Source organism: Lysinibacillus sp. NPDC059133 (assembly GCF_042755925.1).
GTDB lineage: Bacteria > Bacillota > Bacilli > Bacillales_A > Planococcaceae > Lysinibacillus.
Genome location: NZ_JBHZDH010000002.1, coordinates 179,727 through 205,133, shown reverse-complemented (window position 1 = coordinate 205,133; position 25,407 = coordinate 179,727). Strand labels below are relative to the sequence as shown.

At 39.9% G+C, this 25,407-nt stretch carries 25 protein-coding genes and 2 riboswitches; of the genes, 17 read left to right on the top strand and 8 right to left on the bottom strand.

Annotated features, from left to right (window positions below; all coding sequences use genetic code 11):
• Positions 1–40: 40 nt before the first annotated feature.
• From ACFXN8_RS02330 to ACFXN8_RS02320, 3 genes are read right to left on the bottom strand one after another with little or no spacing between them, the layout of a single operon-like run.
• The gene (locus ACFXN8_RS02330) at positions 41–895 is read right to left on the bottom strand and encodes an SDR family oxidoreductase (protein WP_386842483.1); all 855 of its coding nucleotides are present in this window, start codon (positions 893–895) and stop codon (positions 41–43) included.
• On the bottom strand, positions 892–1,920 hold the full coding sequence (locus ACFXN8_RS02325; protein WP_376070697.1) for a polysaccharide biosynthesis protein: 1,029 nt from the start codon (positions 1,918–1,920) through the stop codon (positions 892–894). The genes ACFXN8_RS02330 and ACFXN8_RS02325 overlap by 4 nt, the downstream gene beginning before the upstream one ends.
• A 42-nt stretch (positions 1,921–1,962) precedes the next feature.
• A complete protein-coding gene (locus tag ACFXN8_RS02320) occupies positions 1,963–2,562 on the bottom strand; it encodes a glycosyltransferase family 2 protein (protein ID WP_386842481.1) in 600 nt (199 codons plus the stop codon).
• A gap of 287 nt (positions 2,563–2,849) precedes the next feature.
• Between ACFXN8_RS02320 and ACFXN8_RS02315 the strand changes: the two genes are divergently transcribed.
• Positions 2,850–3,950 (top strand): glycosyltransferase family 4 protein, encoded by a 1,101-nt coding sequence (locus ACFXN8_RS02315; RefSeq protein WP_386842479.1) that lies wholly within the window; start codon positions 2,850–2,852, stop codon positions 3,948–3,950.
• 323 nt (positions 3,951–4,273) lie between these two features.
• Here the strand turns inward: ACFXN8_RS02315 and ACFXN8_RS02310 are convergent, their stop codons facing one another.
• The 5 genes from ACFXN8_RS02310 to ACFXN8_RS02290 form a co-directional block, all read right to left on the bottom strand.
• A complete protein-coding gene (locus ACFXN8_RS02310; protein WP_386842477.1) occupies positions 4,274–7,759 on the bottom strand; it encodes a S8 family peptidase in 3,486 nt (1,161 codons plus the stop codon).
• Between the two features lie 227 nt (positions 7,760–7,986).
• The gene (locus ACFXN8_RS02305; RefSeq protein WP_386842475.1) at positions 7,987–8,823 is read right to left on the bottom strand and encodes an energy-coupling factor ABC transporter ATP-binding protein; all 837 of its coding nucleotides are present in this window, start codon (positions 8,821–8,823) and stop codon (positions 7,987–7,989) included.
• Positions 8,823–9,593 (bottom strand): cobalt ECF transporter T component CbiQ, encoded by a 771-nt coding sequence (cbiQ, locus tag ACFXN8_RS02300; RefSeq protein ID WP_376070712.1) that lies wholly within the window; start codon positions 9,591–9,593, stop codon positions 8,823–8,825. Before cbiQ ends, ACFXN8_RS02305 begins: the two co-directional genes overlap by 1 nt.
• Positions 9,594–9,596: 3 nt before the next feature.
• Positions 9,597–9,869: an energy-coupling factor ABC transporter substrate-binding protein gene (locus ACFXN8_RS02295; RefSeq protein ID WP_386842472.1), complete on the bottom strand. Its 273-nt coding sequence runs from the start codon at positions 9,867–9,869 to the stop codon at positions 9,597–9,599.
• Between the two features lies 1 nt (position 9,870).
• Complete coding sequence (locus ACFXN8_RS02290; protein WP_376070718.1) at positions 9,871–10,617, bottom strand: energy-coupling factor ABC transporter permease; 747 nt, start codon at positions 10,615–10,617, stop codon at positions 9,871–9,873.
• A gap of 323 nt (positions 10,618–10,940) precedes the next feature.
• Positions 10,941–11,125: riboswitch (cobalamin riboswitch) on the bottom strand.
• Between the two features lie 418 nt (positions 11,126–11,543).
• A riboswitch (cobalamin riboswitch) is annotated at positions 11,544–11,726 on the top strand.
• Between the two features lie 137 nt (positions 11,727–11,863).
• On the opposite strand from ACFXN8_RS02290, the gene ACFXN8_RS02285 reads away from it, so the two are divergent.
• From ACFXN8_RS02285 to ACFXN8_RS02210, 16 genes are read left to right on the top strand one after another with little or no spacing between them, the layout of a single operon-like run.
• Positions 11,864–12,235: a (2Fe-2S) ferredoxin domain-containing protein gene (locus tag ACFXN8_RS02285; RefSeq protein ID WP_386842470.1), complete on the top strand. Its 372-nt coding sequence runs from the start codon at positions 11,864–11,866 to the stop codon at positions 12,233–12,235.
• Positions 12,236–12,239: 4 nt separating this feature from the next.
• Positions 12,240–13,910: a precorrin-3B C(17)-methyltransferase gene (gene cobJ / locus ACFXN8_RS02280; RefSeq protein ID WP_386842468.1), complete on the top strand. Its 1,671-nt coding sequence runs from the start codon at positions 12,240–12,242 to the stop codon at positions 13,908–13,910.
• Between the two features lie 14 nt (positions 13,911–13,924).
• The gene (locus ACFXN8_RS02275) at positions 13,925–14,848 is read left to right on the top strand and encodes a sirohydrochlorin chelatase (protein ID WP_386842466.1); all 924 of its coding nucleotides are present in this window, start codon (positions 13,925–13,927) and stop codon (positions 14,846–14,848) included.
• Positions 14,845–15,606 (top strand): precorrin-6A reductase, encoded by a 762-nt coding sequence (gene cobK / locus ACFXN8_RS02270; RefSeq protein WP_386842464.1) that lies wholly within the window; start codon positions 14,845–14,847, stop codon positions 15,604–15,606. The genes ACFXN8_RS02275 and cobK overlap by 4 nt, the downstream gene beginning before the upstream one ends.
• Before the next feature lie 12 nt (positions 15,607–15,618).
• Positions 15,619–16,278, top strand: a complete 660-nt coding sequence (locus ACFXN8_RS02265; protein WP_376070730.1) for a precorrin-8X methylmutase — start codon at positions 15,619–15,621, stop codon at positions 16,276–16,278.
• 32 nt (positions 16,279–16,310) lie between these two features.
• Positions 16,311–17,411, top strand: a complete 1,101-nt coding sequence (locus ACFXN8_RS02260; protein WP_386842462.1) for a cobalt-precorrin-5B (C(1))-methyltransferase — start codon at positions 16,311–16,313, stop codon at positions 17,409–17,411.
• Positions 17,368–18,588 (top strand): precorrin-6y C5,15-methyltransferase (decarboxylating) subunit CbiE, encoded by a 1,221-nt coding sequence (gene cbiE / locus ACFXN8_RS02255; protein WP_386842460.1) that lies wholly within the window; start codon positions 17,368–17,370, stop codon positions 18,586–18,588. Before ACFXN8_RS02260 ends, cbiE begins: the two co-directional genes overlap by 44 nt.
• The gene (cobI, locus tag ACFXN8_RS02250) at positions 18,581–19,288 is read left to right on the top strand and encodes a precorrin-2 C(20)-methyltransferase (RefSeq protein WP_370081257.1); all 708 of its coding nucleotides are present in this window, start codon (positions 18,581–18,583) and stop codon (positions 19,286–19,288) included. The genes cbiE and cobI overlap by 8 nt, the downstream gene beginning before the upstream one ends.
• Positions 19,288–20,073: a precorrin-4 C(11)-methyltransferase gene (cobM, locus tag ACFXN8_RS02245; RefSeq protein ID WP_370081255.1), complete on the top strand. Its 786-nt coding sequence runs from the start codon at positions 19,288–19,290 to the stop codon at positions 20,071–20,073. The genes cobI and cobM overlap by 1 nt, the downstream gene beginning before the upstream one ends.
• A complete protein-coding gene (locus ACFXN8_RS02240) occupies positions 20,066–21,187 on the top strand; it encodes a cobalt-precorrin 5A hydrolase (RefSeq protein WP_386842457.1) in 1,122 nt (373 codons plus the stop codon). The genes cobM and ACFXN8_RS02240 overlap by 8 nt, the downstream gene beginning before the upstream one ends.
• 11 nt (positions 21,188–21,198) lie before the next feature.
• On the top strand, positions 21,199–22,566 hold the full coding sequence (locus ACFXN8_RS02235; RefSeq protein ID WP_376070743.1) for a cobyrinic acid a,c-diamide synthase CobB: 1,368 nt from the start codon (positions 21,199–21,201) through the stop codon (positions 22,564–22,566).
• Positions 22,559–23,197, top strand: a complete 639-nt coding sequence (locus ACFXN8_RS02230) for a precorrin-2 dehydrogenase/sirohydrochlorin ferrochelatase family protein (RefSeq protein ID WP_376070745.1) — start codon at positions 22,559–22,561, stop codon at positions 23,195–23,197. Before ACFXN8_RS02235 ends, ACFXN8_RS02230 begins: the two co-directional genes overlap by 8 nt.
• Positions 23,194–23,961, top strand: a complete 768-nt coding sequence (gene cobA / locus ACFXN8_RS02225; protein WP_376070747.1) for a uroporphyrinogen-III C-methyltransferase — start codon at positions 23,194–23,196, stop codon at positions 23,959–23,961. Before ACFXN8_RS02230 ends, cobA begins: the two co-directional genes overlap by 4 nt.
• A 39-nt stretch (positions 23,962–24,000) precedes the next feature.
• The gene (locus ACFXN8_RS02220; RefSeq protein WP_376070750.1) at positions 24,001–24,561 is read left to right on the top strand and encodes a nitroreductase family protein; all 561 of its coding nucleotides are present in this window, start codon (positions 24,001–24,003) and stop codon (positions 24,559–24,561) included.
• A 14-nt stretch (positions 24,562–24,575) separates the two neighbouring features.
• Positions 24,576–25,112 (top strand): cob(I)yrinic acid a,c-diamide adenosyltransferase, encoded by a 537-nt coding sequence (locus tag ACFXN8_RS02215; RefSeq protein ID WP_370048066.1) that lies wholly within the window; start codon positions 24,576–24,578, stop codon positions 25,110–25,112.
• A gap of 59 nt (positions 25,113–25,171) precedes the next feature.
• Positions 25,172–25,342 (top strand): hypothetical protein, encoded by a 171-nt coding sequence (locus tag ACFXN8_RS02210; RefSeq protein ID WP_386842453.1) that lies wholly within the window; start codon positions 25,172–25,174, stop codon positions 25,340–25,342.
• The last annotated feature ends 65 nt before the right edge of the window (positions 25,343–25,407 follow it).

The following is a 25,407-nucleotide window of genomic DNA, read 5'->3' as shown; positions in this document are numbered from 1 at the left end:
GGTCTCCGAACTTCCTCTTTAGCATCCTGAACTTCCAAACTCATTTATAATAATGGGGATACAAATCTTTATGCTGCCATATCCAGTTTTTCATCTCAAGGATCATGTCTTCATAGCTAGGAACAATAAATGAAAAATCTTTTCGTGTGTTGACTAGTGTTTTATCAATGTTTACGAGGGGATATGGCTGGATCGTACCTTTATTTTCCTTGAAATGCGTATTGAATAATTGCAGTAGCTCAAATTTTGAAATACTGCTATTGTTGACGAGGTGGTAGAGGCCAGTTGTACCTTCAATTGCTGCACGTTCAATTGCTTTTGCTAACGTTAGGGTAGTAACTCCGGTCCATATTGCACCAGTATAGCCCTGAATAGTATCATGTTGCTTCATAAACCAATTAAAGAGACCAATGCCATCCTTCTTCAGATCAGGACCGATGATAGAGTTACGAAATGTTAGGTGTTGAGTGCTTTCAATTTCTCCTAGTCCCTTCGTACGATCGTAAAAGGTTTCCCCGTCGCGAAGGCTTTTTTCATGATAGGGAGCTGCTTTTCCTGAGAATACACAATCTGTACTTAAATGAATAAGCTTAGTGTTACTGTTTTTTAATAAAGATTCAATGGCATGAGGCAAATAACTATTGAGATATATGCTTTTCTCGCGGTCTGTTTCACAGGCGTCATTTAAAACACCGATACAATTGACCACGATATCATAGTCGCAATCTAGTAATAGTGACCTTAAAAAATTTGTCTCTGTAATATCTCCGGTAATATTATTTCCACATGAAAAGGCTGTTCGTGAATAGGTTGTTACATTATGTCCTTGGGCGTACAAGTAGAGTGAAATTGTGTGACCAGCCATTCCAGTAGCTCCAAGTATTAAAAATTTCAAGATTTTCCTCCCATCCAATTTTGTAATTCCTCTTGAATGAGAGGAAGTTTTAATAATTTTTCTTTTATTTCAGCGACAGACAGTATTTTCGTGTTAGTAGAATTGTATTCATCCGTTAAAGTAATTTTAGGAGAGCCCTCATCAAGATATTTTCCGTAATTTAAATCTCGATTATCTGCAGGGATTCTATAAAAATTCCCCATATCAATGGCCTTTGCAGCTTCTTCTTTTGTTAATAACACTTCGTAAATCTTTTCACCATGCCGTGTTCCGATAATTTGTATTTTATTTTGAGCTTGAAAAATTTCTAGTAAAGCCTGGGCTAAATCTTCAATATAAGCAGCTGGGGATTTTTGTACCATAATGTCCCCGTTATCAGCGTGTGAGAAGGCGTATAAAACTAGTTCAACTGCCTCGTCAAGACTCATCATAAAGCGTGTCATTTTTGGATCTGTAATCGTTAAAGGCTTACCAGCTTTAATTTGTTCGATAAATAAAGGAATAACAGAGCCCCTTGAAGCCATGACATTTCCGTATCGTGTCCCGCAAATCAATGTTTTATCGGGATGAACCATTCTTGATTTAGCAATAAACGTTTTTTCCATCATGGCCTTTGAAATTCCCATTGCATTTACTGGGTAAGCAGCCTTATCAGTGGAAAGGCAAATAACTTTTTTCACACCTGCTTGAATAGCAGCCGTTAAAACATGATCAGTGCCAAGGATGTTCGTCTTAACTGCTTCCAGTGGGAAAAATTCACAAGAAGGGACTTGCTTAAGAGCGGCAGCATGAAAAACAAAATCGACATCATACATCGCATTATGAATGCTTTGGATGTCGCGTACATCGCCTATAAAAAATTTGATTTTTGGATGTTGATAGAGTTTACGCATATCATCCTGCTTTTTTTCATCTCTTGAAAAGATGCGTATTTCCTTAATGTCGGTATTCAAAAATTTCTTTAATACTGCATTACCAAAAGAGCCAGTGCCGCCTGTAATGAGAAGAACTTTATCTTTAAACATGTATTGTCAATTACACCTCCTGCATGCATGGAAATAATGGCGTTATTTTAATCCTCTACGATGTAAATCATATTCAGAATTTTCCCTTGGGAAGTTATACCAGTATGCCAATTCATTTGTATATTTACTTGTCGGGTTTTTATCCATTAAGGCACAATTAAAATCCCAATCCCCAGCAATATCTTTTCTTATAGTAAAGGTTGCATCACCTATAAAACTTCTTCGAATAATTTTAAATTGTCCCGGTAATGTGTATTGGTTCGATTCATCTTTTAAAAATGCATAGCCAGCCTTTGTTAGCATGTTGTAGTAGTAAATATCAAACTGACCATCTACTTGGGCTAAGACGTTTCGAATAGCGGGTAAGTAGTGATCATCACTATCAATGATTGCTACATAATCACCAGTAGCTTCTGCGATACATCGATTATAGGCTACACTAGCACCCAAATTAGTTGGATGATTAATTATTTTTAAAGCGGGGCAGTTTTTTTGATAGTCCTTTAATAGGGCTACAGTATTGTCGGTTGAGCCATCATCGCAAACGATAATTTCATAGGCGTATTCTTTCGGGATACTATCTAACATTGTCAATATCCATTCTTCACTATTGTAGGCAGGTGATAAAAAGCTAATTTTCATGTAAAACCTCGATTCTTTGTATAGTTATTAGAAATAGGCGTAAGTAGAAGTTTTATAAAGTCTATACTGTTTACTTTGATTGACATGAAGGATTCTTTATTACAATATGCGTTGCAAGAGTTGTTCTGTAGGCAATTGCTTACAATCGTTAGTTATTTAAAAGAGAGTACACTTTATAAATAAAGTAATTTTACTAGTGTATTCATGGTATTTATACTATTCTTTTCACGTTATTCAACGAGAAAACATAATTTAATGAAAGTACAGACTTTAAAAAGGGGGATGTTATGTCAAAAAAGATAGCCTTCATATGTAGTGTGGAATCGTATAAGCTCTCCGACTCACATATTTTCAAAGATTTGTGCCTTGTTCCTGTTTTGTTAGGTGAATATTTAGGCTACGATGTTAGTATTTTAACGACGGAAATGAATGAAGCATTATTGAAACAAACCTTTCCTTCTGTCACTTTTCAACATATTCCGTTTGAGGATGACTATGTTGCTAATATGAATAGTTATTTAATAGAGCATGCGAAGGACATCGATATTGCATTTGCGATAGGGCCGTATCCATCGTATTTGTCGATCTTAAAAACCTATAAAAAATATAATCCGAACGGGAAAATTTATATGAAGCTAGATGTTAATCGGTTTTGGTTAAATCGATTGAAAACTTATCCTTATTTTTTGGAGTTACTCCAGCTTTGTGATGTACTTTCATCTGAATGTGAATCCGTTCAAAACTCTATTCATGAATTTGCGAATTTAGATATTAGACGTATTCCTAACGGTTTTTATGAGCAGTTTCACACAGAGCCAGTTTCATTTAACGAGAAAGAAAATAGAATACTAACAGTTGGCCGTTTAGATGCTCCTGAAAAACAAATTCTTTTAGCAGTAAAAGCATTTTTAGCTGCACAGCTTTCAGATTGGGAGTTTCGGTTAGTAGGTCCAATGTCAGAGGCGTTTAGACAGGAGCTGTTGAACGTACTTGATGGAAATCCGTTCGCAGTACAGGTCGTTATTTTAGGACCGATTTATGATAAGGTACGATTGGAGGAGGAGTATAGAAAGGCTAAAATTTTTTGCCTAACCTCTTTAGTAGAGTGCTATGCTCATGTATTTGCTGAGGCCGCAAAGAATGGTTGTTATATCGTTACGACTGATGTCGATGGGGCTGCAGATATTACCCATAATCAGCGCTTCGGGACAATTCATCCGACACATGATTGGCAAAGTGTTGGACGGACATTACAGCAAGTAACGAAACAGGAAGCTTTATTGGCTAATACATGCGAACACCTCCAAGCTTTTGCAAAAACGGAATTAAATTGGAGATATATTGTGCAAAAAGTGGCCGAATATTTAGGGGAAAAGCCGAACGAATAAGAGGAGTATCATTTGCCATTCTATAACTTGATTGGAATGAAGGCAGGGCGAATACTTTTATATCAGTGTCATTAGTAGGGGAATAAAAGTTAAAAGTATCACGCGCCATCATGACTAGTATTGGCCTGAGAGTTTAATAAAAACCATTGAAAAAGTGCTTAGTTGGAACGGAAATAAACGCCGCGTTATAGTGAATAAAACACGAATACTTCAATAAAAAATCCCCTAGATTTTTCATCATCTAGGGGATAATTCTTTTACACCTTCAACCGAAAATTCTATCTTTCTACTACGTTTATTTTTCAGTCCAAGGGGTTGATATTTTATTTTATTTCTAGTGTATATGGTTGAGTACTAGCTTTGCCGTAGTATTCACTTACTTCAATAAAGTAAGTTCCTTTATCCAATGTGACTGTACCTACTTCAGCATCTCCAGCTCCGTAATAATCTAAAGTTTGTACTGTTTTTCCTTTTGCATCAATAATACGGATGACGCCATCTAGTGCTTTTTCTGTTTTAAGAGAGAAGGACACATCACGTTTGCTGTCGTTTTTAAACTCAAAATAGTCTTTATCACCAAACGGAATACCTGCATTTAGATATTGCTTAGCTACCCATTTACCGTCTTTTTTCGTAAGTACAGTTGGTTTTGTCGGCACACCGTTAACTAACTTGGAATCGGCATCTTCATCTGCATTTTTATGATCAAACAAAGTTAAAGTATACGGTTGGATTGATAATTGCCCAACATTGCTTCCGTTAAGGACAATAAAATATCCATGACCCTGTTTGGCTTTAAAAGAAGTATTCACATCTGTTGTCCCACCAAGACCCATTAGTATTTGAAGGAGATCTTCACCTTGTCCAAATTGTATTTCTGTTGCCATTTCTTTTGGATCAATTTTTCTATTGCCATTTGTATCTTCTATAATGGAGCCTGAAAACTTCAAGTCATTTTGAAGTTCTTTAGGTAATTGATCTAGCTGTTCTTTTGTATATGGTACAGAAGAAATAAGAAGGCTCATGACTGCATCTTTGTCATATTGTTTAAAATAGTAGAAATCTGTATCATCTTGATAAATGAGATGATCTTTGTAAGTAGTACCTGGTTGAATCTTCATAGCAGTTTTTGGTGTATTATGATTTGTTTTATCCTCTTGTGGAATAGCTGCCATTTTACTTGTTTTAAGTGTATACGGTTCAGAAGAACGGTCACCAAGATTCATTACTTTTACAACATAGGTTTTATCCTTTTTCAATGCAACTGTCTTAGCTTCGTTTTCATCAATTTTTGAACCAAGAAGTAGACTAAGTAACCCCATATCGTTAGTTAATGAAGAAACTGGTATTAGTTCCTTTGTTTCCTCATCGTATTCGAATATATTACCAGCTGGTGATTGATTTATACCTTTTTGAATGTTGAAACCATAAACGGCATTTTCTTTAGCTGTAAATGTGAAGTAATCTTCATCATCTTCAGTTTGGAAGTATGCTTTTTGATCTTGACCAATATTAAAACGAATCGCTTGCTCCATAATTTGCTCAACGTTTTCCGGTTGTTCCATAGCACCTGGATTCATGAACATATTCATAAAATCATTCATTTGATTACGTTTTTTTGTTTTATATTCATTAAAAGATGAAAGATCCTCTTGTACGTTGTTTTCTAGCATTCCTACTGATGTAAGGCCGTCTTCATCTTCAGGAAGGGTAACGACTTCACCTTTTAATGTGTAAGGAATGATGGATTCACTAACAGTTGCTTCAGTATCAATACCGCCGTTAAAGAACATTTCAAGTGTAGAATTGTTACTGTTTTCATTAGAGACGCCGATGACATACTTTTCATTAGGCAGTGCATCGACAACCAAACTTACTCCTTCGCCTTTATCTGTGCCGTAAGATGCTCGGATTGGATATGCCTCATCTAATCCTTCATCATTGACTATCTCTGTTGGTAGGTCTTCTTTTAAATAAAGCTCCATGGATGCAGTAACACCTGGAATCCCAGTTAAATCAAATTTCAGTGTCGTTGGTTCATTTACTGAAAATGTGAAATAATCTTTGTCACCTAGATGATCTTCAGAAAGTAGGGTATAGTTTTTCCCTTCTGTACTGAATGGGAATTTTTCAATATTCTCCATATGCTCCATATCTAATGAATCAATTGGTAATTCTTTAGTCGTTTGAGCTGTGAAGATATAGTTAGAATCGCCCTTTGAGCTATAGTTGCCATTATGATCTTTAACTCCAATAAGAAGGGTTCCTTTTTGATCTGCACTATATAGGTATCCTTCTTGCTTGCCTACGCGAACATCATTGACGTTAATTGGTTCTACTTTTTTATTAGAACCTTCAGGGTAGAAGTACAAATCAAATGCATAATCATATTTGTCTGCACCTTTTAATGTCATTTGAGCATATTCATTTGCATCTAGATCAACCTTGTACCATTTCTTTTCGTCCGGTTGGTTGAATACACCTTTTTCAGTATTTAATGTATCCTTTTTAAGGACTTTAGCGTTTTTCAAGCGCTCTTCTTTTGTTTCTGAATACTGTTTTGGTAAATCTTTTATATTAAACTGTAATGCTTTCACAGGATCTACAAGTCCATGTCCATATGTAAGGTCATAGCCTTCATCACCTAAATCCTTTGCGGTCATTTCAAGAATAGCCTCTATTTCATATGGCTTTAAATCTGGGTATTTTGATTTTAAAAGGGAAGCCACACCTGCAACAACAGGAGATGCCATCGATGTTCCACTAAATTTTACAAAGGATGATCCTTTTTTCTCATCATGAACGGTACTGTAAATTTCTTCACCTGGCGCTACTAGGTCAACTGATGGACCATAATTTGAATAGCTTGATAGTTTGTTTCGATCATTCGTAGAACCAACACTTATAACGCCTTCGTAAGAAGCAGGGAAGGAGTAATTATCTGTCGATTCATTTCCGGCAGCAGCTACAACGGTAACTCCTTTTTCAATCGCTTTCTGAACGGCTTCCTCCATTAATGGGTTATCACCATAGCCGCCAAGACTCATATTGATAACATCAGCGCCTTGCTCGATAGCGTAAAGGATTCCTTGTGCAATGATGAAATCATTAGCACCATCTTTTCCGTTGAATACATCAATTGGAAGAATCTTGGCATTTGGATTAATCCCATGTCCTCCAATCCCATTATCTTTTGCAGCGCCAATAATTCCTGCAACATGTGTTCCATGATCACCAGGATAAGAAGTATTGGCAGGTGCTACAGCATTATATGGAGGTAGCACTTGAGATTTTAAATCTGGATGTTTAAAGTCCACACCAGAATCGATAACTGCCACTTTTACATCATTGTTACCTGCTAATTGTAGAGCTTTATCAATTTCAAGTAGGTTTAAATGATACATATCCTGTTTCTTTGGATCTGTTTTCGTGCCAAAGGAATGATACAAATAGCTTGGGGATACATTTTTAACCCCTTTTTGTTTAGCATAAAAGGAAACTGCTTTTTCTAAATCTGTTCCTTTGTTCAGTTGGATAACATCGTAACCTAATGAAGGAATAGAGCGGATCACTTTTGCGCCAATTTTGTTATGTACATTCTTATCAAGACCTGAATGTTTGACGATAATCGTATCCTTACTAATCCATTCTTTTTGATTTTTGACTGTTTGGTCCTTATTGCTAGCAACTTTCACTAAATCTTGGTTCTTTGCTGTTTTTTGTGGAGCTTCCGCAAATGCAGAAGTTGTAGGAACCATTAGTGCTGCAGATGCTACTAAAGCGATTGATTTCTTCTTCCAGTTCTTCAACTGTTTTCCCTCCTCGGGTAGGTTATTATTTGTGACATCTATACTATTACGAATGAGTGATAGAAAAGTTTCATAAATGAGGATATATTTTTCAAAGATACCATTCTATATTTTACCATCATAGTTTACCCATCGTAAAGATTTGTAGAAAGGAGAAGTAAAATCCACATCTTTCTAAATAATGGCTGCCATTCACAATTAAAAATTCCAACTACGGATAAATTGTCTTATAGCTGCTCAATAAGTCTGTGTAAATCTTCCTTAGAACGAGGCATTTTGATGTTTTTCTCAAATAGCTTTTTGTTTTGTAAAGCAATGGCCGTTTCGAAGACCCATGGGCGTTCAAGATGGGCTCTTTCAAGCAAATCCTCTTGAAAGAACAGTTCAACGGGATCGCCATTATAAATAATTCTTCCGGCTTCCATTACGATTATTTGATCTGCCCATTCATAGGCTAACGGGATATCATGCGTCGCTAATAAAATGGTTCGTTCACCGTTTTCTAACGTAGCTAAATACTGTAAAACTTGTGCACTATAATAATTATCTAGTCCAGCTGTCGGTTCATCTAGTAATAAAACGGAAGGTTCCATTGCAAGTACTCCTGCCATTGCGACACGTTTTTTCTGTCCAACACTTAAGAAATGTATCGGTTTATTAAGCAATGCTTCAACTTCGGTTTGAGCGATCGCCCACGCAATTTTTTCTTCAATTTTTTCAGTTGTCCAGCCAAGGTTCAAAGGTCCAAATGCAATATCTTGCTTAACAGTGCCAGAAAAAAGCTGGTTGTCTGCATCCTGAAATACAATTCCAACCTGTTGACGTAATTCCTTTAATGCTTTTCTACTATAGTTAAGTGCTTTGCCTTGAAAGGTTATACTTCCTGCTGTAGGCTTCAAAATACCATTTAAATGCTGAAATAATGTTGATTTTCCAGCCCCATTATGACCAAGTAAAGCGATTTTTTTCCCTTTTGGAATCTCAAGTGTAATGTCTGTTAAGGCATGAGTTCCATCTGCATAAGCGTAAGATAAATGTGTTAATTCAAAGTATAAGTCTGTCATTAGAAAAAACCTCCATAAATGATGAGGAGTATAAAAATTGCAGCAATGCCTAGCCAATTTTTTGTGTTATAAGTAACATTCTCCTGCCAATAGACCGTTTCGCCACCACGTGCTTCTATCGCATTGTTTAGCTCACGGCTTCGTTGGAACATCTCGACAAATAAAGCAACAATCAGCAGTGAAACCGAGCGAAGCCACTGCATAGGGGAGCTGTAACCTAGTCGAGCCTGTTGAGCAAGATGAATTTTTTGCATACTGTCTAAAAAGATAAAAATAAAACGATACGTTAGCTCTACTAGCTCTACAAATAGAGTAGGCAGTCTCCATTGTCGTAGGACGTAACAAATAGATTGGACTGATGTTGTGAGAATTAAAAAATACAAACAGCTTATACTGCCAAGGACGATGAAAAAAAGCTGTTGCGCTGTAAATAAGCTCGTACTGCCGATAAAAATTGTCCAATGATGAAGAGAAAATGACCAAATGTTTGTAGGCAGCGTGCTTGTTGCCGGCACTATAGAAATTAAAATGGATACTAGACTTGATAGTAAAAAAAACCCGGGTAGCAATAGTAATTTTGCATAATATGTAGCAGGGATTTTTGCACCTAAAATGATAAAAGCACTCATCACAATAAATGTAATGAGTGAAATTCGTTCATCTCTCATGATAAGTGACAATAGAAGCAGTCCAAGGGAAAACGTCATTTTTTCTAGCGGATGAACAGACGCTAGTTTATTCATATAAGCATACTTATCAATGAGTAACATCGCTTAACCCTCTTTATGTTTGCCGCGCATTAAGCCGATGAAATAGCCGATAAATGCAGCGCCAATAGCAGCTTGTAGTGCGAATAATAAGCTTTCTATTTCACCACTTGGTGGCTCCCAAAAACTTTCAAACCATGGCTCGTAGTTAACATCTATTTCACCAATTGCTGCCTCCGCTTCGCCATCAGCACCCTCGAATTCGGCGCCTTTTTGAATAAAAAGTGGGAAGATTGCTAGCAACACAACAATTGCTAAGAGCAGTAAATTTTTTTTCATGTTAGTGAGCCTCCTTTGCTGAGAAAACACGTAAAGCTTTTAATTCACTCACATTGTATTTCTTCAAGAAGTTCATAACGATCACTGTTAAAATGCCTTCACTAACAGCAAGAGGAATTTGCGTTAACGCGAAAATACCAGCAAACTTTGTGAAAGAAGCCATAAAGCCTCCGATTTCAGAAGGGAAGGCAAGAGCTAATTGTACAGAAGTGACAACATATGTACCTAAGTCACCAAGCATTGCTGCTAAAAAGACGGCTACTGAAAATGATAACCCCATTTTTTGTGAGCCCTTAAAAACATAATAAGCAATAATAGGCCCAGCAATTGCCATAGAAAAGGCATTAGCACCTAAAGTTGTAAGTCCGCCATGGGCTAAAAGTAAAGATTGGAATAATAATACGATTGTTCCGATAACACTCATCGCTAATGGTCCAAAAAGAACTGTCCCAAGCCCAACTCCTGTAGGATGCGAGCAACTTCCCGTTACAGAAGGGATTTTTAAAGCTGATAGCACAAAGGCGAAAGCACCCGATAGCCCTAATATCATTTTTGTTTCAGGATTTTCATCAATAGTTTTACGAATAGAACGTAATCCTAAAATAATAAATGGAATCGATAAGACCCACCAAAAAATCGCCCATTCGATTGGCAAAAAGCCCTCCATAATATGCATCGCAAATGCACGATTTGGCACGAATAAAAATGCCAATAAGAAATAACTAAGCTTCCAACCTGAGAATTTCAAATATCTCTCCTCCTCACATTAAAATTTTTCGAATTAGTATGCGAACTAAACAATTTCGCCTTGGCGTAATTGCATCAGGATTTTGAATTGTGCCAGCACATTTCATTCCTTTGAAAATCCGTGACATCCGCCGGAGGCTTTATTTTCATTCAGTAGATGTTTTGACCAAGCCGGAACCATATCTGTACTCATCTGCCACCTTGAGATGGGGTCTCTTTTGAATGAAAATAAAAAACACTTCTCCGTTTGTGGAAAAGTGCATAGCTAAAAATGCAAATAAAATTCTAATCTGCTCAGCCGCACACCTATCCTCGTAGGTTGAAACGATCACATATTTTTCGGCAGGTCTCCTGGCTTTAGTTCAACGTTTTATAGGCCTTCCCATCCTTTGGACAGTGACGTTCTCTATAAAACTCCCTAGTACAGTGGCGGGACCGCGCCGGACTTGAACCGGCTTCCCTTTTAAGCGAAATGATGAACAATTCGCACCGAAAAAAGATGAAGTTGTGAGATTTCACGACAAAGTGTAACATGATTTTCCATATATATGCTATACTTTTTATGAAAAAATTTTAAATTGAGATTCTATGTCGAAAATTCTGATAAATAGATAAAGATTTCACATATTGCTATGAAATATTAAAAAAATTGTCACAAATTAAAAAAGAAATATTGAATTTTTTAAATAATAAGATATGATAGAAACAGTTTTCTATTACATTAAACTTCTTTCAGCAGAAGTCTCCCACCTCTATAGGTAGTGAGATGAATGCAGATTTAAGTTACTTTTCAGCGGGTTCCAAACACCTGCTGAAAGAAGTTAAAGCCTCCGGCGGATGTCACGGAATCGGAAATGAGTTCTTTGTACAAGCACAAAGCCGATTCCGGACGCAATTATGCCGAGGCATAATTGATATAATATAAATTCATATAAAACATCCATAAGTGCTTGAATATTTTCAAGATAATAGGGAAATCGGTGAGAATCCGATACAGCCCCCGCTACTGTAATAGCTGATGAAATCGCGGATGCCACTAGTGAAAACTAGGAAGGCGCGAAAGTAAAAGGAAGCTTAAGTCAGGAAACCTGCTTATGTGATAATGCATGCAAACTTTTCGGAGGGAGAAGTTGAAGCGAGAGCGAGTACCCGTATATTCGTTTTTATTTGGCTTCTACTAAACCTTTACTCTTCGACTAGAGTAAAGGTTTTTCTTTTTCCTAAAAGCAAATGAGGGGAGAACAACTATGACAACTTGGAATTTAGAGGGGATGAAAACACATCTTTTTATATGCAATGGTAGTAGTTGTATGAAAAAAGATGCTGAAGATATTACACAGGCAATTCGTGATGAAATACAGTTGCTAGCGCTTGATCAGGAAATACATACAACAAGGACCCGCTGTAATGGTAGGTGTAAGGATGCTTGTGTTGTCATCGCTTATCCTCAGGGGAATTGGTACCGTGTGTCGACAACGGAGCATGCGAAGGCACTCGTACAAGATTTAAATCATGAATCGTTACATAATGAGCATGTTTTTACATTGCGTGAAGGTTTGTTGCAGCGTACAGCGCAAACAACAGCCATTAAAGGTATTGAAAAGGTGAAAGAGGGGTAACAAAATGGCTCAAAAAGGTAAGATTTTCGTAGTTGGCTTTGGCCCTGGAGACTTTAAACATATTACGACTCGTGCTGTGGAAGCACTACAACAAAGTCATATGATTATAGGCTATAAAACTTATGTTGAACTGATTCAGGATTTAGTTAGTGCAAAGTCGATTATTAGTACTGGTATGACAGAGGAAGTTTCACGTGCTCAAGAAGCGGTGCGTCAAGCAGAGGCTGGAAGTATCGTATCGGTCATTTCCAGTGGGGATGCCGGGGTTTATGGAATGGCAGGATTAGTGTATGAGGTATTAATCGAGCTAGGCTGGACAGAAGCAACTGGTATCGAGGTAGAAATTGTTCCAGGTATTTCAGCTATTAATTCATGTGCCAGTTTACTAGGTGCTCCCATTATGCATGACGCCTGTACCATTAGTTTAAGTGACCACTTAACACCTTGGAATTTAATTGCAAAACGAGTAGAAGCGGCAGCAATGGCGGATTTTGTTATTGCTCTTTATAACCCGAAAAGTGGACGTCGTACGAGACAAATTGTAGAGGCACAACGAATTTTATTGGAATATCGTTCTCCAGATACGCCGGTTGGACTTGTGAAAAGCGCGTATCGTGACCGTCAGGAGATTACGATGACTACTTTAGCAGAAATGCTTGAACATGATATAGGTATGTTAACAACGGTTATTATCGGTAATTCAACAACATTCTTTTACGACAATAAAATGATTACGCCACGTGGTTATCAGCGTAAATATACACTTGGTGAGGAAAAACAACCGTTACGACCACATCAACGACTTAAAGAAGAAAATGAACCATGGGCGATGAATCAAGAAACAGGAGCAGCACGTAATGATTTTGCGACAGATCCTAATGCCAATCGTATTAAGCCCAGTTTAGCCATAACACCACAACCAAAGCTTAAAAAATCGTCACTTGAAATGGCGACAGCTGCTCTTACTATGGTAAAGGGAACGAGCGCTGTGAAAAGTTCACCTAAGCTTGTTCAACAAAAAATCGAATCCATTTTTGAATTAGCTGTAAGTCCAGGGGTAGCCAATAAATTCTTTACTCCTCAACAAATGATGACGTTAGCTGAGGTCGTTGGTGAGGAAGGGACGATGGAGTATACACCAGACCATCAAATTCATTTGAAAATTCCAACGTCTGAGCCTGAAGAAATTACAGCAAAGCTTCGTAAAGTGGGCTTTTTACTAACACCAATTGGTGACGTACTTTCGTTAAAGGCTTGTGATTTCTGTTACGGAGAAAAAACCGATTCGATTCCATATGCAGAAGAGATTCAAGAAAAGCTTGGTGGTATGGCGTTACCGAAAACTTTAAATATTGGCTTTAATGGCTGTGGTATGGCGTGTTATCGAGCCGTATTTGATGATATTGGCATTGTTTATCGTAAAAGTAAATTTGATGTTTTTATTGGTGCCAAGCCGGTTGGTCGGACAGCACATGCGGCCCAGCCTGTTGTTGAGGGATTAGAACCTGAACAGCTAATACCGCTGATCACCGACATTATCGAAGAATATAAAGCAAATGCACATCCAAATGAACGTTTGTTTAAATACTTCAAGCGTGTGAAAAAGATCCTACATTTTACGTATCAGGATATGTCTTCAAAAATAAAAGTTGAGCCAGCTCCATGCGGCGACTAGTGAGGGGTAATGAGATGAAAGCAATTTTATTTGTCGGCCACGGGAGCCGTTTAGCAGCAGGGAATGACGAGGTACGCACGTTTATCGAGCAAATGACACCTCGTATTGATGATAGCTTTTTAGTAGAAACATGTTTTTTAGAATTCGCTTCGCCAAACATTGAAGAAGGTATTACGAACTGTGTGAAAAAGGGTGCTACAGAGGTGCATGTTATTCCGATTATCCTTCTTCATGCTGGACATTCAAAAATGCATATTCCAGCAGAAATCGAACATGCGCGTGAGCATTATCCGAATATAACGTTCACATATGGTCAAACAATCGGTATCCATGAAGAAATATTTGCGATTTTAGAAGATCGTTTAGCAGAAATCGGCTTTAATGCGGAAGAAGAACATAAGGATACTGCCATTTTATTAATTGCACGAGGCGGTAGTGACCCATATGCAAATGGTGATTTTTATAAAATTACACGTTTGTTATGGGAAAAACTCCCGGTTCAGTATGTAGAAAGCGCGTTTATGGGCGTAACAGATCCTCGTGTTGAAGAAGGAATAGAGCGCTGTGTGAAGCTGGGTGCTAAAAAAGTCATTATGCTACCATACTTTTTATTCACGGGTATCCTAATGGAACGAATGAATGGTATGTGTAAGCAATTTAACGAAAAATATCCTGATTGTGCTATTCAAATTGCCAACTATTTTGGCTATCATGAGCGTTTACAAAATGTGCTATTGGAGCGTATTGAGCAAGCTGTGAATGGCACATCAACAGGTATGCAAGATTTAGAAAATTATCGTGCTTATGCGGCAGTGCACGGACCTGCGCATCATCATCACCATCATGACCACGATCATGAACATGACCACCACCAACACGACCATGACCATGACCATGACCATGACCATCATCACCATGAAGAGGAGCCAGTGAAATGATTTTCATGTTAGCGGGGACGAGCGATGCCAGAAATCTAGCACTTGAACTACAGTCAGCAGGTTATGCTGTGACTGCAACGGTCGTCACTGATTCAGCCGCTTCAAGCCTTGCAGAAGTAGGTCTTCCTCATTTAGTCGGTCGATTAACGGCGGAGGAAATGGCGACGATTATCACGGAGCGAGGATACCATTTAGTTGTAGATGCCTCTCATCCATTTGCTGAAGAAGCTTCAAAAAATGCGATGGCGGCAACTGAGCAAGCAAATGTTCCGTATATTCGCTATGAACGTGCACATGAGCATTATGCCCATCCACTAATTACGGTTGTGAAAGATTATGAGGAGGCTGCCCATGTAGCAGCGGAAAAACGTGGAGTCATTATGCTAACGACGGGCAGTAAAACGCTGGCTACCTTTACAAAGGTGTTACATGGCTTAGAAAATACGCGGGTGATTGCACGTATGCTTCCTCGACTCGATAATATGGAAAAGTGTGAAGCACTTGGTGTGGCACAAAGAGATATTGTTGCCATACAGGGCCCTTTTTCTAAGGAATTAAACGAAGCACTGTTTCGTCAATATGATGTGACATTGATGATTACAAAAGAAAGCGGCAAGGTTGGCTCGGTGGATGAAAAGCTAGACGCTGCCCTTGCATGTGGCATTGAAACGATTTTAATTGCAAGACCAAATATCAAATACGGACAGCAATATTCTACATTTGAAGATGTATTACGAGCTGTACAGAACACACTTTAGGAGGCCATTCAGATGGATTTTAAAACAGATTTCAAACCTTTAACAGTAGACCCAGATAAAATTTACGATTACAGTTTTTCAATTATTGCAGAGGAAATGGGCGAGCATAACTTCTCAGAGGATGAGTGGAAAGTTGTACGTCGCATTATTCACGCTTCTGCTGACTTTGAATTAGGACGTAGCGTTATTATTACACCAGGAGCACTTGAGGCCGGTATTAAATCAATCCTTGCTGGCCGCCATGTCATTGCAGATGTGCAAATGATCGAAAGTGGTTCAGGGAAAAAACGCTTCCAAAAGCATGGTGGCGATTTACACTGCTATATTGCAGATGAAGACGTTTCGATTGAAGCGAAAAAACAAAATACTACGCGTGCGATTATCTCTATGCAAAAGGCATCTAAATTACATGAAGGTGGCATTTATGCAATTGGGAATGCACCGACAGCATTACTAGAATTAATTCGTTTAATTAAAGAAGGCTTAGCGAAACCAGATTTAATTATCGGTATGCCAGTTGGCTTCGTATCAGCTGCTGAGTCGAAAGAAGAGCTACTAAAACTAGAAGGTATTCCGTATATAACAAATGTTGGTCGTAAAGGCGGTAGTACAGTGACGGTTGCCGCATTGAATGCTGTCTCACTTTTAGCGGATGAACAGGCGAAAAAATAGTGGAGCGGAAGCCTAAAAAGGATCCCAAAGACATGCGTCACGGTTATACAACGGGATCCTGTGCAACTGCAGTAACGAAGGCCGCATTACTTGCTTTAATTACAAATGAAGAGCAAGAAACAAGTACTATTCATTTACCGATTGGGCGAGATGCGACCTTTACGATAGAAAAATGTACATTTCAAAATAATGCTGTTAGCTGTGAAACGATTAAAGATGCTGGTGATGACCCGGACGCAACACATAAAGCACTCATTATCGGCACGGTGAGTTGGTCAGATATACCAGGCATTCATCTGGACGGTGGAATTGGTGTCGGGCGTGTAACAAAGCCCGGCTTACCAGTACCTGTCGGAGAAGCAGCCATCAATCCTGTACCACGGAAGATGATTCATAGTACTGTACAAGGCGTACTTGATGAATTTCAAATTAAACGAGGCGTTAACGTAGTTATTTCCGTCCCTAAAGGTGAGGAAATAGCTAAAAAAACCTTAAATGGGCGTCTTGGTATTATTGGGGGCATCTCCATTTTAGGCACAAGGGGAACCGTCGTGCCTTTTTCAAGTTCCGCCTATATGGCCAGCATTGTCCAAGCAATTAGTGTTGCAAAAGAGGCTGGTTGTGAGCATTTAGTTGTCACTACAGGTGGCCGCAGTGAAAAGTATGCGATGGCACAGTACCCTCATTTGCCAGAGGAAGCGTTCATAGAGATGGGCGATTTTGTTGGCTTTACATTAAAGCATTGTAAGCGACTTGGTATGAAGCAAGTATCGCTTGTTGGTATGATGGGGAAATTTTCAAAGGTGGCACAAGGTGTCATGATGGTGCACTCCAAAAGTGCCCCTATCGATTTTAACTTTTTAGCGCAATTAGCAGTGGATATAGGTGCAGGTGAAGAAACCGTTACAAACGTACGAGAGGCAAACACTGCTTCACAGGTCGGAGAAATTATGGCAGAAAAGGGCTATGATGCATTTTTCAACCACTTATGTGAAGCTTGCTGTTATTCTTCATTACATCATATTAAGGGCGGTTTAACGCTTTCCACATCGATCTATTCGATGCAGGGACAATTATTAGGAAGGGCTGATGACATTGCATCGATCGATGAAATTGATTGGGATCGGGGATAACGGACAAGAAAGCTTACTACCGCAATATGTACAGTGGATTGAAGACTGTGAGGTGCTTGTTGGTGGAGAGCGTGTTCTAGAATTTTTCCCGAATTTCACTGGAGAAAAAATGTTGATTAAAGGTGGTCTTTCAGCGCTTGTCGAAAGATTATCTGCAGAAACAAGAAATACAGTTATTTTAGCGTCAGGTGATCCATTATTTTACGGAATCGGTGGTTATTTAGCGAAAAAGCTAGACATTGACGTTTATCCATATATGAGCTCTGTGCAGCTTGCTTTTTCAAAGATGGGGGACAGCTGGCAGGATGCTTATGTTACAAGTATTCATGGGCGCTCCATGAAAGGCTTAGCACAACGAATTGATGGTAAAAAGAAAGTGGCATTGCTAACAGATGCAGAGAATAATCCGAATGAGTTGGCACGTTATTTAAAGCATTTTGGCATGACAGAATACCGTGCATTTGTCGCAGAAAATTTACAGGGCACAAATGAAAAATTCGGCTGGTACTCACTTGATGAATTAGAAAAGGTTGATTTTTCTCCTTTAAATGTAGTCATTTTACAGCAAACTTCAGTACCGAATCGCTATGCACTCGGTATCGATGATGAAGAATTCTCGCAGCGCAAGCCAGACAAAGGGCTGATTACGAAAAAAGAAATTCGTATTTTAAGTTTACAAGCGATGCAGCTACAAAAGGATAGCGTCGTTTGGGACGTTGGCACATGTACGGGTTCGATGGCGATTGAGGCAGGCAAGCTTGCGCCAGAAGGTCAAATATTTGCCGTGGAGAAAAACGCTCCAGATTTAGAAAATTGCCTGCAAAATCAGCAAAAGTTCCGTGTAGATATTACTGCTATTCATAGTAAAGCACCAGCAGGACTTGAAAACTTCCCTGATCCGGATGCGATTTTTATCGGCGGTACAGGTGGAGAAATGGTGGAGCTTTTACAATTATGCTGTTCACGCTTAAAGCCAAACGGTCGTATTGTCTTGAATGCTGCAACCATTGAAAATTTATATAAGGCTGTCGAAGCGTTTAAGTCTTGTGGCTTTGCTGTTGACATCTTGCAGGCACAGCTTGCGCGCAGTAAACCAATATTAGATATGACACGTTTTGTCCCATTAAATCCGATTTACATTATTTCTGCATATCGAAAGGAAGAAAATCATGAGTAATCTTGGTATTTTATATGGCTTGGGCGTAGGTCCTGGCGACCCAGAGTTAATTACAGTTAAGGCATTCCGTATCATTCAAGAATCGCCTGTTATTGCCTATCCGAAAAAACTAAAAGGCAGTAAAAGCTATGCACATCGTATCGTAGATGTCTACATTAACCCAGAAGAAAAGGACATGCTTGGCCTAGTATTTCCAATGACAAAGGATGAAGCTGTATTAGAACGCGAATGGACGAAATCAGTGGAACTTGTCTATGGAAAATTAAAAGAAGGTAAGGATGTCGCATTTGTTACAGAAGGTGACCCATTATTATATAGTACGTTCATCCATATGATGAAGCTTATGCAGGACATGCACCCGGACGTTGAAATTCAAACAGTTCCTGGTATTTCTTCGTTCAACGGTTCAGCATCACGACTTGGCATTGCGCTGGCAGATGGCGATGATCGTGTTGCCATTGTCCCTGCCCATGATAACTATGAGGCGATGCGTGAAGCGATTGAAAGTCACGATGCAGTGGTGTTCATAAAAGTAGCGAAGGTTATTGATTTAATGCTTGAGGTGCTACGTGATTTAGATTTACTTGATAAGGCATCAGTCGTAACAAAGGTAACATCTGACGAGGAAATTATTTGGGATGTGCGCGAGCTAGACGGTGTCGATTTAGAATATTTAACGTTAATGGTGGTGCGTAAATAATGAAAAAAATATATATTGTCGGCGCTGGTCCTGGTGATCCAGATTTAATTACAGTGAAAGGCTTACATATGCTACAAACAGCAGACGTTGTGATGTATACAGATTCTTTAGTGAGTGAGGACCTTATTGCAAAGGCGAGACCAGATGCAGAGGTTATTCGTACGGCAGGTATGCATTTAGAGGAAATGGTAGCGACCATGGTAGATCGTGTCAATGCGGGGAAAGTGGTAGCTCGTATGCATACAGGAGACCCTGCTATGTATGGAGCCATCATGGAGCAGGTGGCACTATTAAAAAAAGAAGGCATCGGCTATGAGGTCATTCCTGGTGTTAGCTCTGTCTTCGCTTCTGCAGCGGCAATCGGAGCAGAATTAACAATTCCTGACTTAACACAAACACTTATTTTAACGCGTGCCGAAGGACGTACACCTGTACCAGAATTTGAAAAGCTACGCGATTTAGCGAGTCACCACTGTACAATCGCCTTATTCCTGAGCGCAACATTAACAAAGAAAATAGTAAAAGAACTACAGAATGCTGGCTGGGCTGATGATACACCAGTAGCTGTTATTCAACGAGCTTCTTGGCCAGATCAAAAAATCGTACGTACAACATTAATTGAACTGGATGAAGCTATGCGTGTAAACGGTATTCGTAAGCATGCGATGATTTTAGCTGGATGGGCATTAGATCCGGATATTCATGATAAAGATCAATATCGTTCGAAATTATATGATGCTACTTTTACACATGGCTTTAGAAAAGGCGTGAAGACAAGTGATTGAGCTACAAGAGGGCGTATTGCCCGAGGTTGACCAACGAAATCCTTATGCAGTTGTAGCCATCACAAAGCACGGTGTTCAAATTGGGCGTCGCTTGCAGCAAACCTTTACTGCGAGCGACTTATATTACATGAGTAAATTCGAGCAGGGTGATGAAGCAGAAAAGCATATTCAGATGTTTACAGGTACTGTGCGTTTACTGTTGCCTACTCTTTTTAAGCAATATAAAGGCTTAATTTTAATCATTTCACTCGGTGCAGTTGTACGCATGATAGCACCGATTTTAAAGGATAAAAAGACAGATCCAGGTGTTGTTGTCATTGACGACCGTGGTGAAAACGTGATTAGCGTCTTATCAGGACATTTAGGTGGTGCCAATGAGCTGACACATGAAGTAGCTGCAGCGCTTGGAGCAAATCCAATTATTACGACGGCTTCAGATGTGCAAAAGACCATTCCGGTTGATTTATTTGGAGCACGTTTTGGCTGGGTATGGGATAGTGCCGATAAACTGACACCTGTCAGTGCCTCTGTTGTTAACGAGGAGCACGTCGCAATCGTTCAGGAAACGGGGGAACGTGACTGGTGGATGCGTGACACACCGATGCCAGAACAAATTAAAATTTATCCGACAACATATGCAGCGATTGAAGCGAAACCACATGCGACATTGCTCATTACTGACCGCATCATTGACGCAGAAGAAGAAGTGCTACTTGAAAATGGGGTCATTTATCGACCAAAATCGGTCGTGCTTGGCATGGGCTGTAATCGTGGGACATCTGTGGAAGAAATTGAGCAAATCATTGATGAAACCATGGCGGAGCTGAAGCTTTCGAAAAAAAGTGTGAAAGCGCTATGCACGATTGATTTAAAGAAGGACGAGCAATGCTTCCTAGAAATAACAAAGAAATACGATTGGGAATTTGTTACATATTCACCGGCAGAATTAAATGAAATTGATTTCCCATCACCTTCGGAAACCGTTTTTAAATATACAGGGGCATATGGGGTGAGTGAGCCTGCTGCGATGCGTTATGCGCAGGTGGAGTCGCTTGTGCTAGAAAAGAAAAAATCGGGCAATGCTACAATCTCTGTTGCTAGATTAACATTTTAAGGAGGAAGCCTATGCAAACGAATCGCTTTGTACTTGCAGGTACTGGCAGTGGGGTTGGTAAAACAACCTTTACCATTGGACTTATGAAAGCGTTACAAGAAAAGGGCAAAATTGTGCAGGGCTTTAAATGTGGTCCCGATTATATTGACCCTACCTATCATACTGCCGTTACAGGACGGAAATCGCGCAATATCGATAGCTGGATGTTTTCACATGAAGCAGTGTGTGATATTGTTGCGCGCGCAAGCAAGGATGCGGATGTTTCCATTATTGAAGGAGTGATGGGCTTTTATGATGGTAAAAGTCCGTTATCGGATGCTGGCTCTGCTGCAGACATTAGTGTTGTAACAAAGAGTCCTGTTATTTTAATTGTCAATTGTGCGAGTATGGCACGAAGTGTAGCAGCAGTTGTGAAAGGCTTTCAATTGTTGTCGGATCAACCGAATATCGTTGGTGTCATTGCCAACCAAGTCGGTAGTGTTGGCCATTATGAAATTGCGAAAGCTGCTATTGAGCAGGAGTGCGGTATTCCTGTAATCGGCTATTTGAAGCGTGAGGAAGGAATTGATATTCCTAGTCGCCATTTAGGATTAGTGCCAGCGATTGAACGAGGAGAACTCGATACATTTTTTGATAAGCTAGGGTCTTTAATGGCAGAGACGATTGACTTAGATCAATTGCTTGCATTAACAAAGGCTCCTGTTTTACAAGAATCCGGGCAACTATTTGTGGAACAACCATCACAAAATATTTGCATTGCCGTAGCAAAGGATGCCGCGTTTAACTTCTATTATGAAGAAAATTTGGCGCTGCTACGTGCAAAAGGAGCAGAGCTACAATTTTTCTCACCACTTGCGAATGAGCCTGTTCCCGCAGAAGCTGATGGTATGTATATAGGTGGGGGCTTTCCAGAGGAGTTTTCAGATATATTAGCGGAAAACTCCGATGTGAAAAAATCTATTCGTGAAGCAATCGCCAAAGGTCTACCGACATTAGCTGAGTGTGGAGGCTTTATGTATTTGACGGAGGCTATTACGAATAGTAATGGTGACCGTTATGACATGGTTGGTGTTATTCCAGGAGAAGTAGCGATGCAAACAAAACTGGCGGCTCTCGGCTACCGAGAAATTTTTGGCACACAACATAATTTTTTAATTGGTACGGATGAAGAAGCAAAGGGACATGAATTCCACTATTCAAAATATAGCGGCACACATAATACGCCAGCCTATGAAACGAAGGGACGTTTTGGAAACAAACAAGAGGGCTACCAAGCAGGAAATTTAGTAGCTGGCTATACGCATTTTCATTTCGTATCGAACCCAAAGCTTGTTGACAATTGGTTAACAGCTTGTAAGAAGGTGAAAAATCATGACTAATTATTTTCCTATTCACATCAATATTGAATATAAAACCGTAGTAATTGTTGGTGGGGGGCACGTAGCAACACAGAAGGTAGCGTCATTGCTACCAGCTAAAGCCAATATTGTCGTTGTAAGTCCAACTCTAGATGACTCATTGATGCCACTCGCGGAATCTGGGCAAATTACGTGGCATGAAAAAGAATTTGAACCGCGTGACTTAGATGATGCATCACTCATTATTGCGGCAACAAATGATACGTCAGTAAATGAGGCTGTCCAAGAAGCAGCCCAGCATTGGCAGCTTATCAACCGCGCTGATGCGCAGGCTGAAAGCGACTTTATAACGCCTGCAACAGTGCGCCGTGGTCCTTTAGTATTAACTGTTTCAACATCAGGTGCCAGTCCAGCACTAGCACGTAAAATCAAAGCGGATCTCGAAGTGCAATTTGATGAGGTTTATGATGATTATGTATGCTTCCTACAGCAAGCACGTTTAATGATTGCTGCGAAGTTTGAAAAAGGTCCAGAAAGACGTACCGCTTTACAAGCATTACTGGAACCAAGCTTATTAGAATGGACACGCAATGGAGACATTGATAGACGTGAAGCATTTTTACAACAAATACTGATGGGAGTAGCGCGATGAAAGACGGAAAAGTGTATTTAGTTGGAGCCGGACCAGGTGATCCAAAGCTCATTACAGTGTATGGGCTCGAATGTATTCAAAAGGCGGATGTCATTGCTTATGACCGTCTTGTGAACCCGAAATTGCTAGAATTTGCGAAAAAAGATGCCGAGCTTGTGTACTGTGGTAAATTACCTGGTAAGCATCACTTGATTCAAGATGAGATTCATACATTACTTGTCGAAAAAGCGCAGGAAGGGAAGATTGTCACACGTTTAAAGGGTGGCGATCCATTCGTTTTTGGTCGTGGCGCAGAGGAAGCGGAAATCTTAAAAAATCATGGTATTGCTTATGAAATCGTACCTGGTATTACAGCAGGAATTGCTGCTCCGGCGTATGCTGGTATTCCTGTAACACACCGTGATTTTGCAACAAGCTTTGCCCTTGTAACAGGGCACGGTCGTGAGGAAAAAGGACAGGACTTTTTAAATTGGCCAGCACTTGCAACAGGTATCGATACAGTCGCCTTTTATATGAGTGTTGGTAATATAGCTTATATTTCTAAAAAGCTCATCGAAAATGGTCGTAAGGCTACTACTCCAGTCGCCGTTATTGAGTGGGGAACAACAGAGCAACAGCGTACCATTACAGGTCAGCTTGATGAAATAGCTACCGTTATTGAACGAGAAGGCTACCATAACCCTTCCATGATTGTCGTTGGCGAGGTCGTCAATGTACGCGAGAAAATTCAATGGTTTGAAGAGCAAGGACTAGCCTTTACATAAAGGAATAAAACCTATTTGCGCATAAGGAGGAAATACATCATGACAGTAATCGAGGCTTTAAAAAATCGTCGAGCGATTCGCAATTACACGACACAGCCTGTTGAAAAAGAGAAAATCGAGCAAATTTTACAAGCAGCCACTTATGCTCCAAATGATCGTATGCGTGAGCCTTGGCATTTTTATGTTATTCAAGACGATGCGATGAAACGCTATGAGGAGATGGCAAGTGTTTATTTACAGGAGCGATTCCCTACAAAGCCCAATTTAGTAGAAAGCTCGCTAAAGGTTGTTCAAACAACGCCAGTTGCCATTGTTGTTACAGCAGATATTGTAGAAGATGATACTGATGCAACAGCAGATAATGTCTTTGCCGTATGTAGTGCCATCATGTCCATGTGGCTTGCGGCAGAGGAGCTAGGACTTGGCTTTGTATGGCGTACACGCGGGGTAGGGCTTGTTCATGATCCACGTATGCATACATTCATAGGCGCACATGAATCACAAAAAGTAGTAGGAACAATCTTTATTGGCTATCCAGAAGAGCAGGAGCTTAAAGACAAGAAACGTACCCCAATTGAAGAAAAAACAACATGGCTTTAAGGGAGGCTTGAAGAATGGCTAGAAAAGGCTTGTTTTTAGTTTATACAGGTGAAGGGAAGGGCAAAACAACAGCTTCTCTTGGTGTCACATTACGCGCAGTTGGTCGTGGCCTAAATGTACGATACATGCAATTTATTAAATCACCCGAGCGTACATACGGAGAGCAAATTGCTCTTCGTAAACTTGGCGTAGAAATGGAGCAAATGGGAATCGGCTTTACTTGGACAAAAACACCCGAGGAGCATCGTGCCGCTTTAGCAAAGGCATGGAAAAAAACAAAGGCCGCCCTACAAGACGACAGCATTGATTTACTCGTATTAGACGAGCTCAACAACGCGCTTGCTATTACAAAATTCCCAATCGATGATGTGCTTCCATTAGCCGAAGTCATTGAAGCTATTCAGCAGCGCCCATCTACAATGCATTTAGTTGTAACAGGACGTAGCGCCAATCCAGCGCTTATTGCAATGGCCGATTTAGTATCAACCATTGATGCGACAAAGCATTATTATGACGAAGGAATACCAGCTGTTAAAGGCCTAGAATTCTAATAGATTCCCGCGCGACGGAGGAATACCCACGCTTTGAGGGGAAATACCAGCGGAACGGGGTGGAATACCCGCGCTTTGAGGGGAAATACCAGCGGAACGGGGTGGAATACCCGCGCTTTGGAGGGAAATACCCGCGGAACGAGGCAGAATACCCGCGCTTTGGAGTGAAATACCAGCGGAACGAAGCAGAATACCCGCGCTTTGAAGTGAAATACCCGCGGAACGAGTAGAACACCCGCGAAGCAAGCAGCCCCCCTTCGCGACGGAGGAATACCCGCGCTTTGAGGAGAAATAC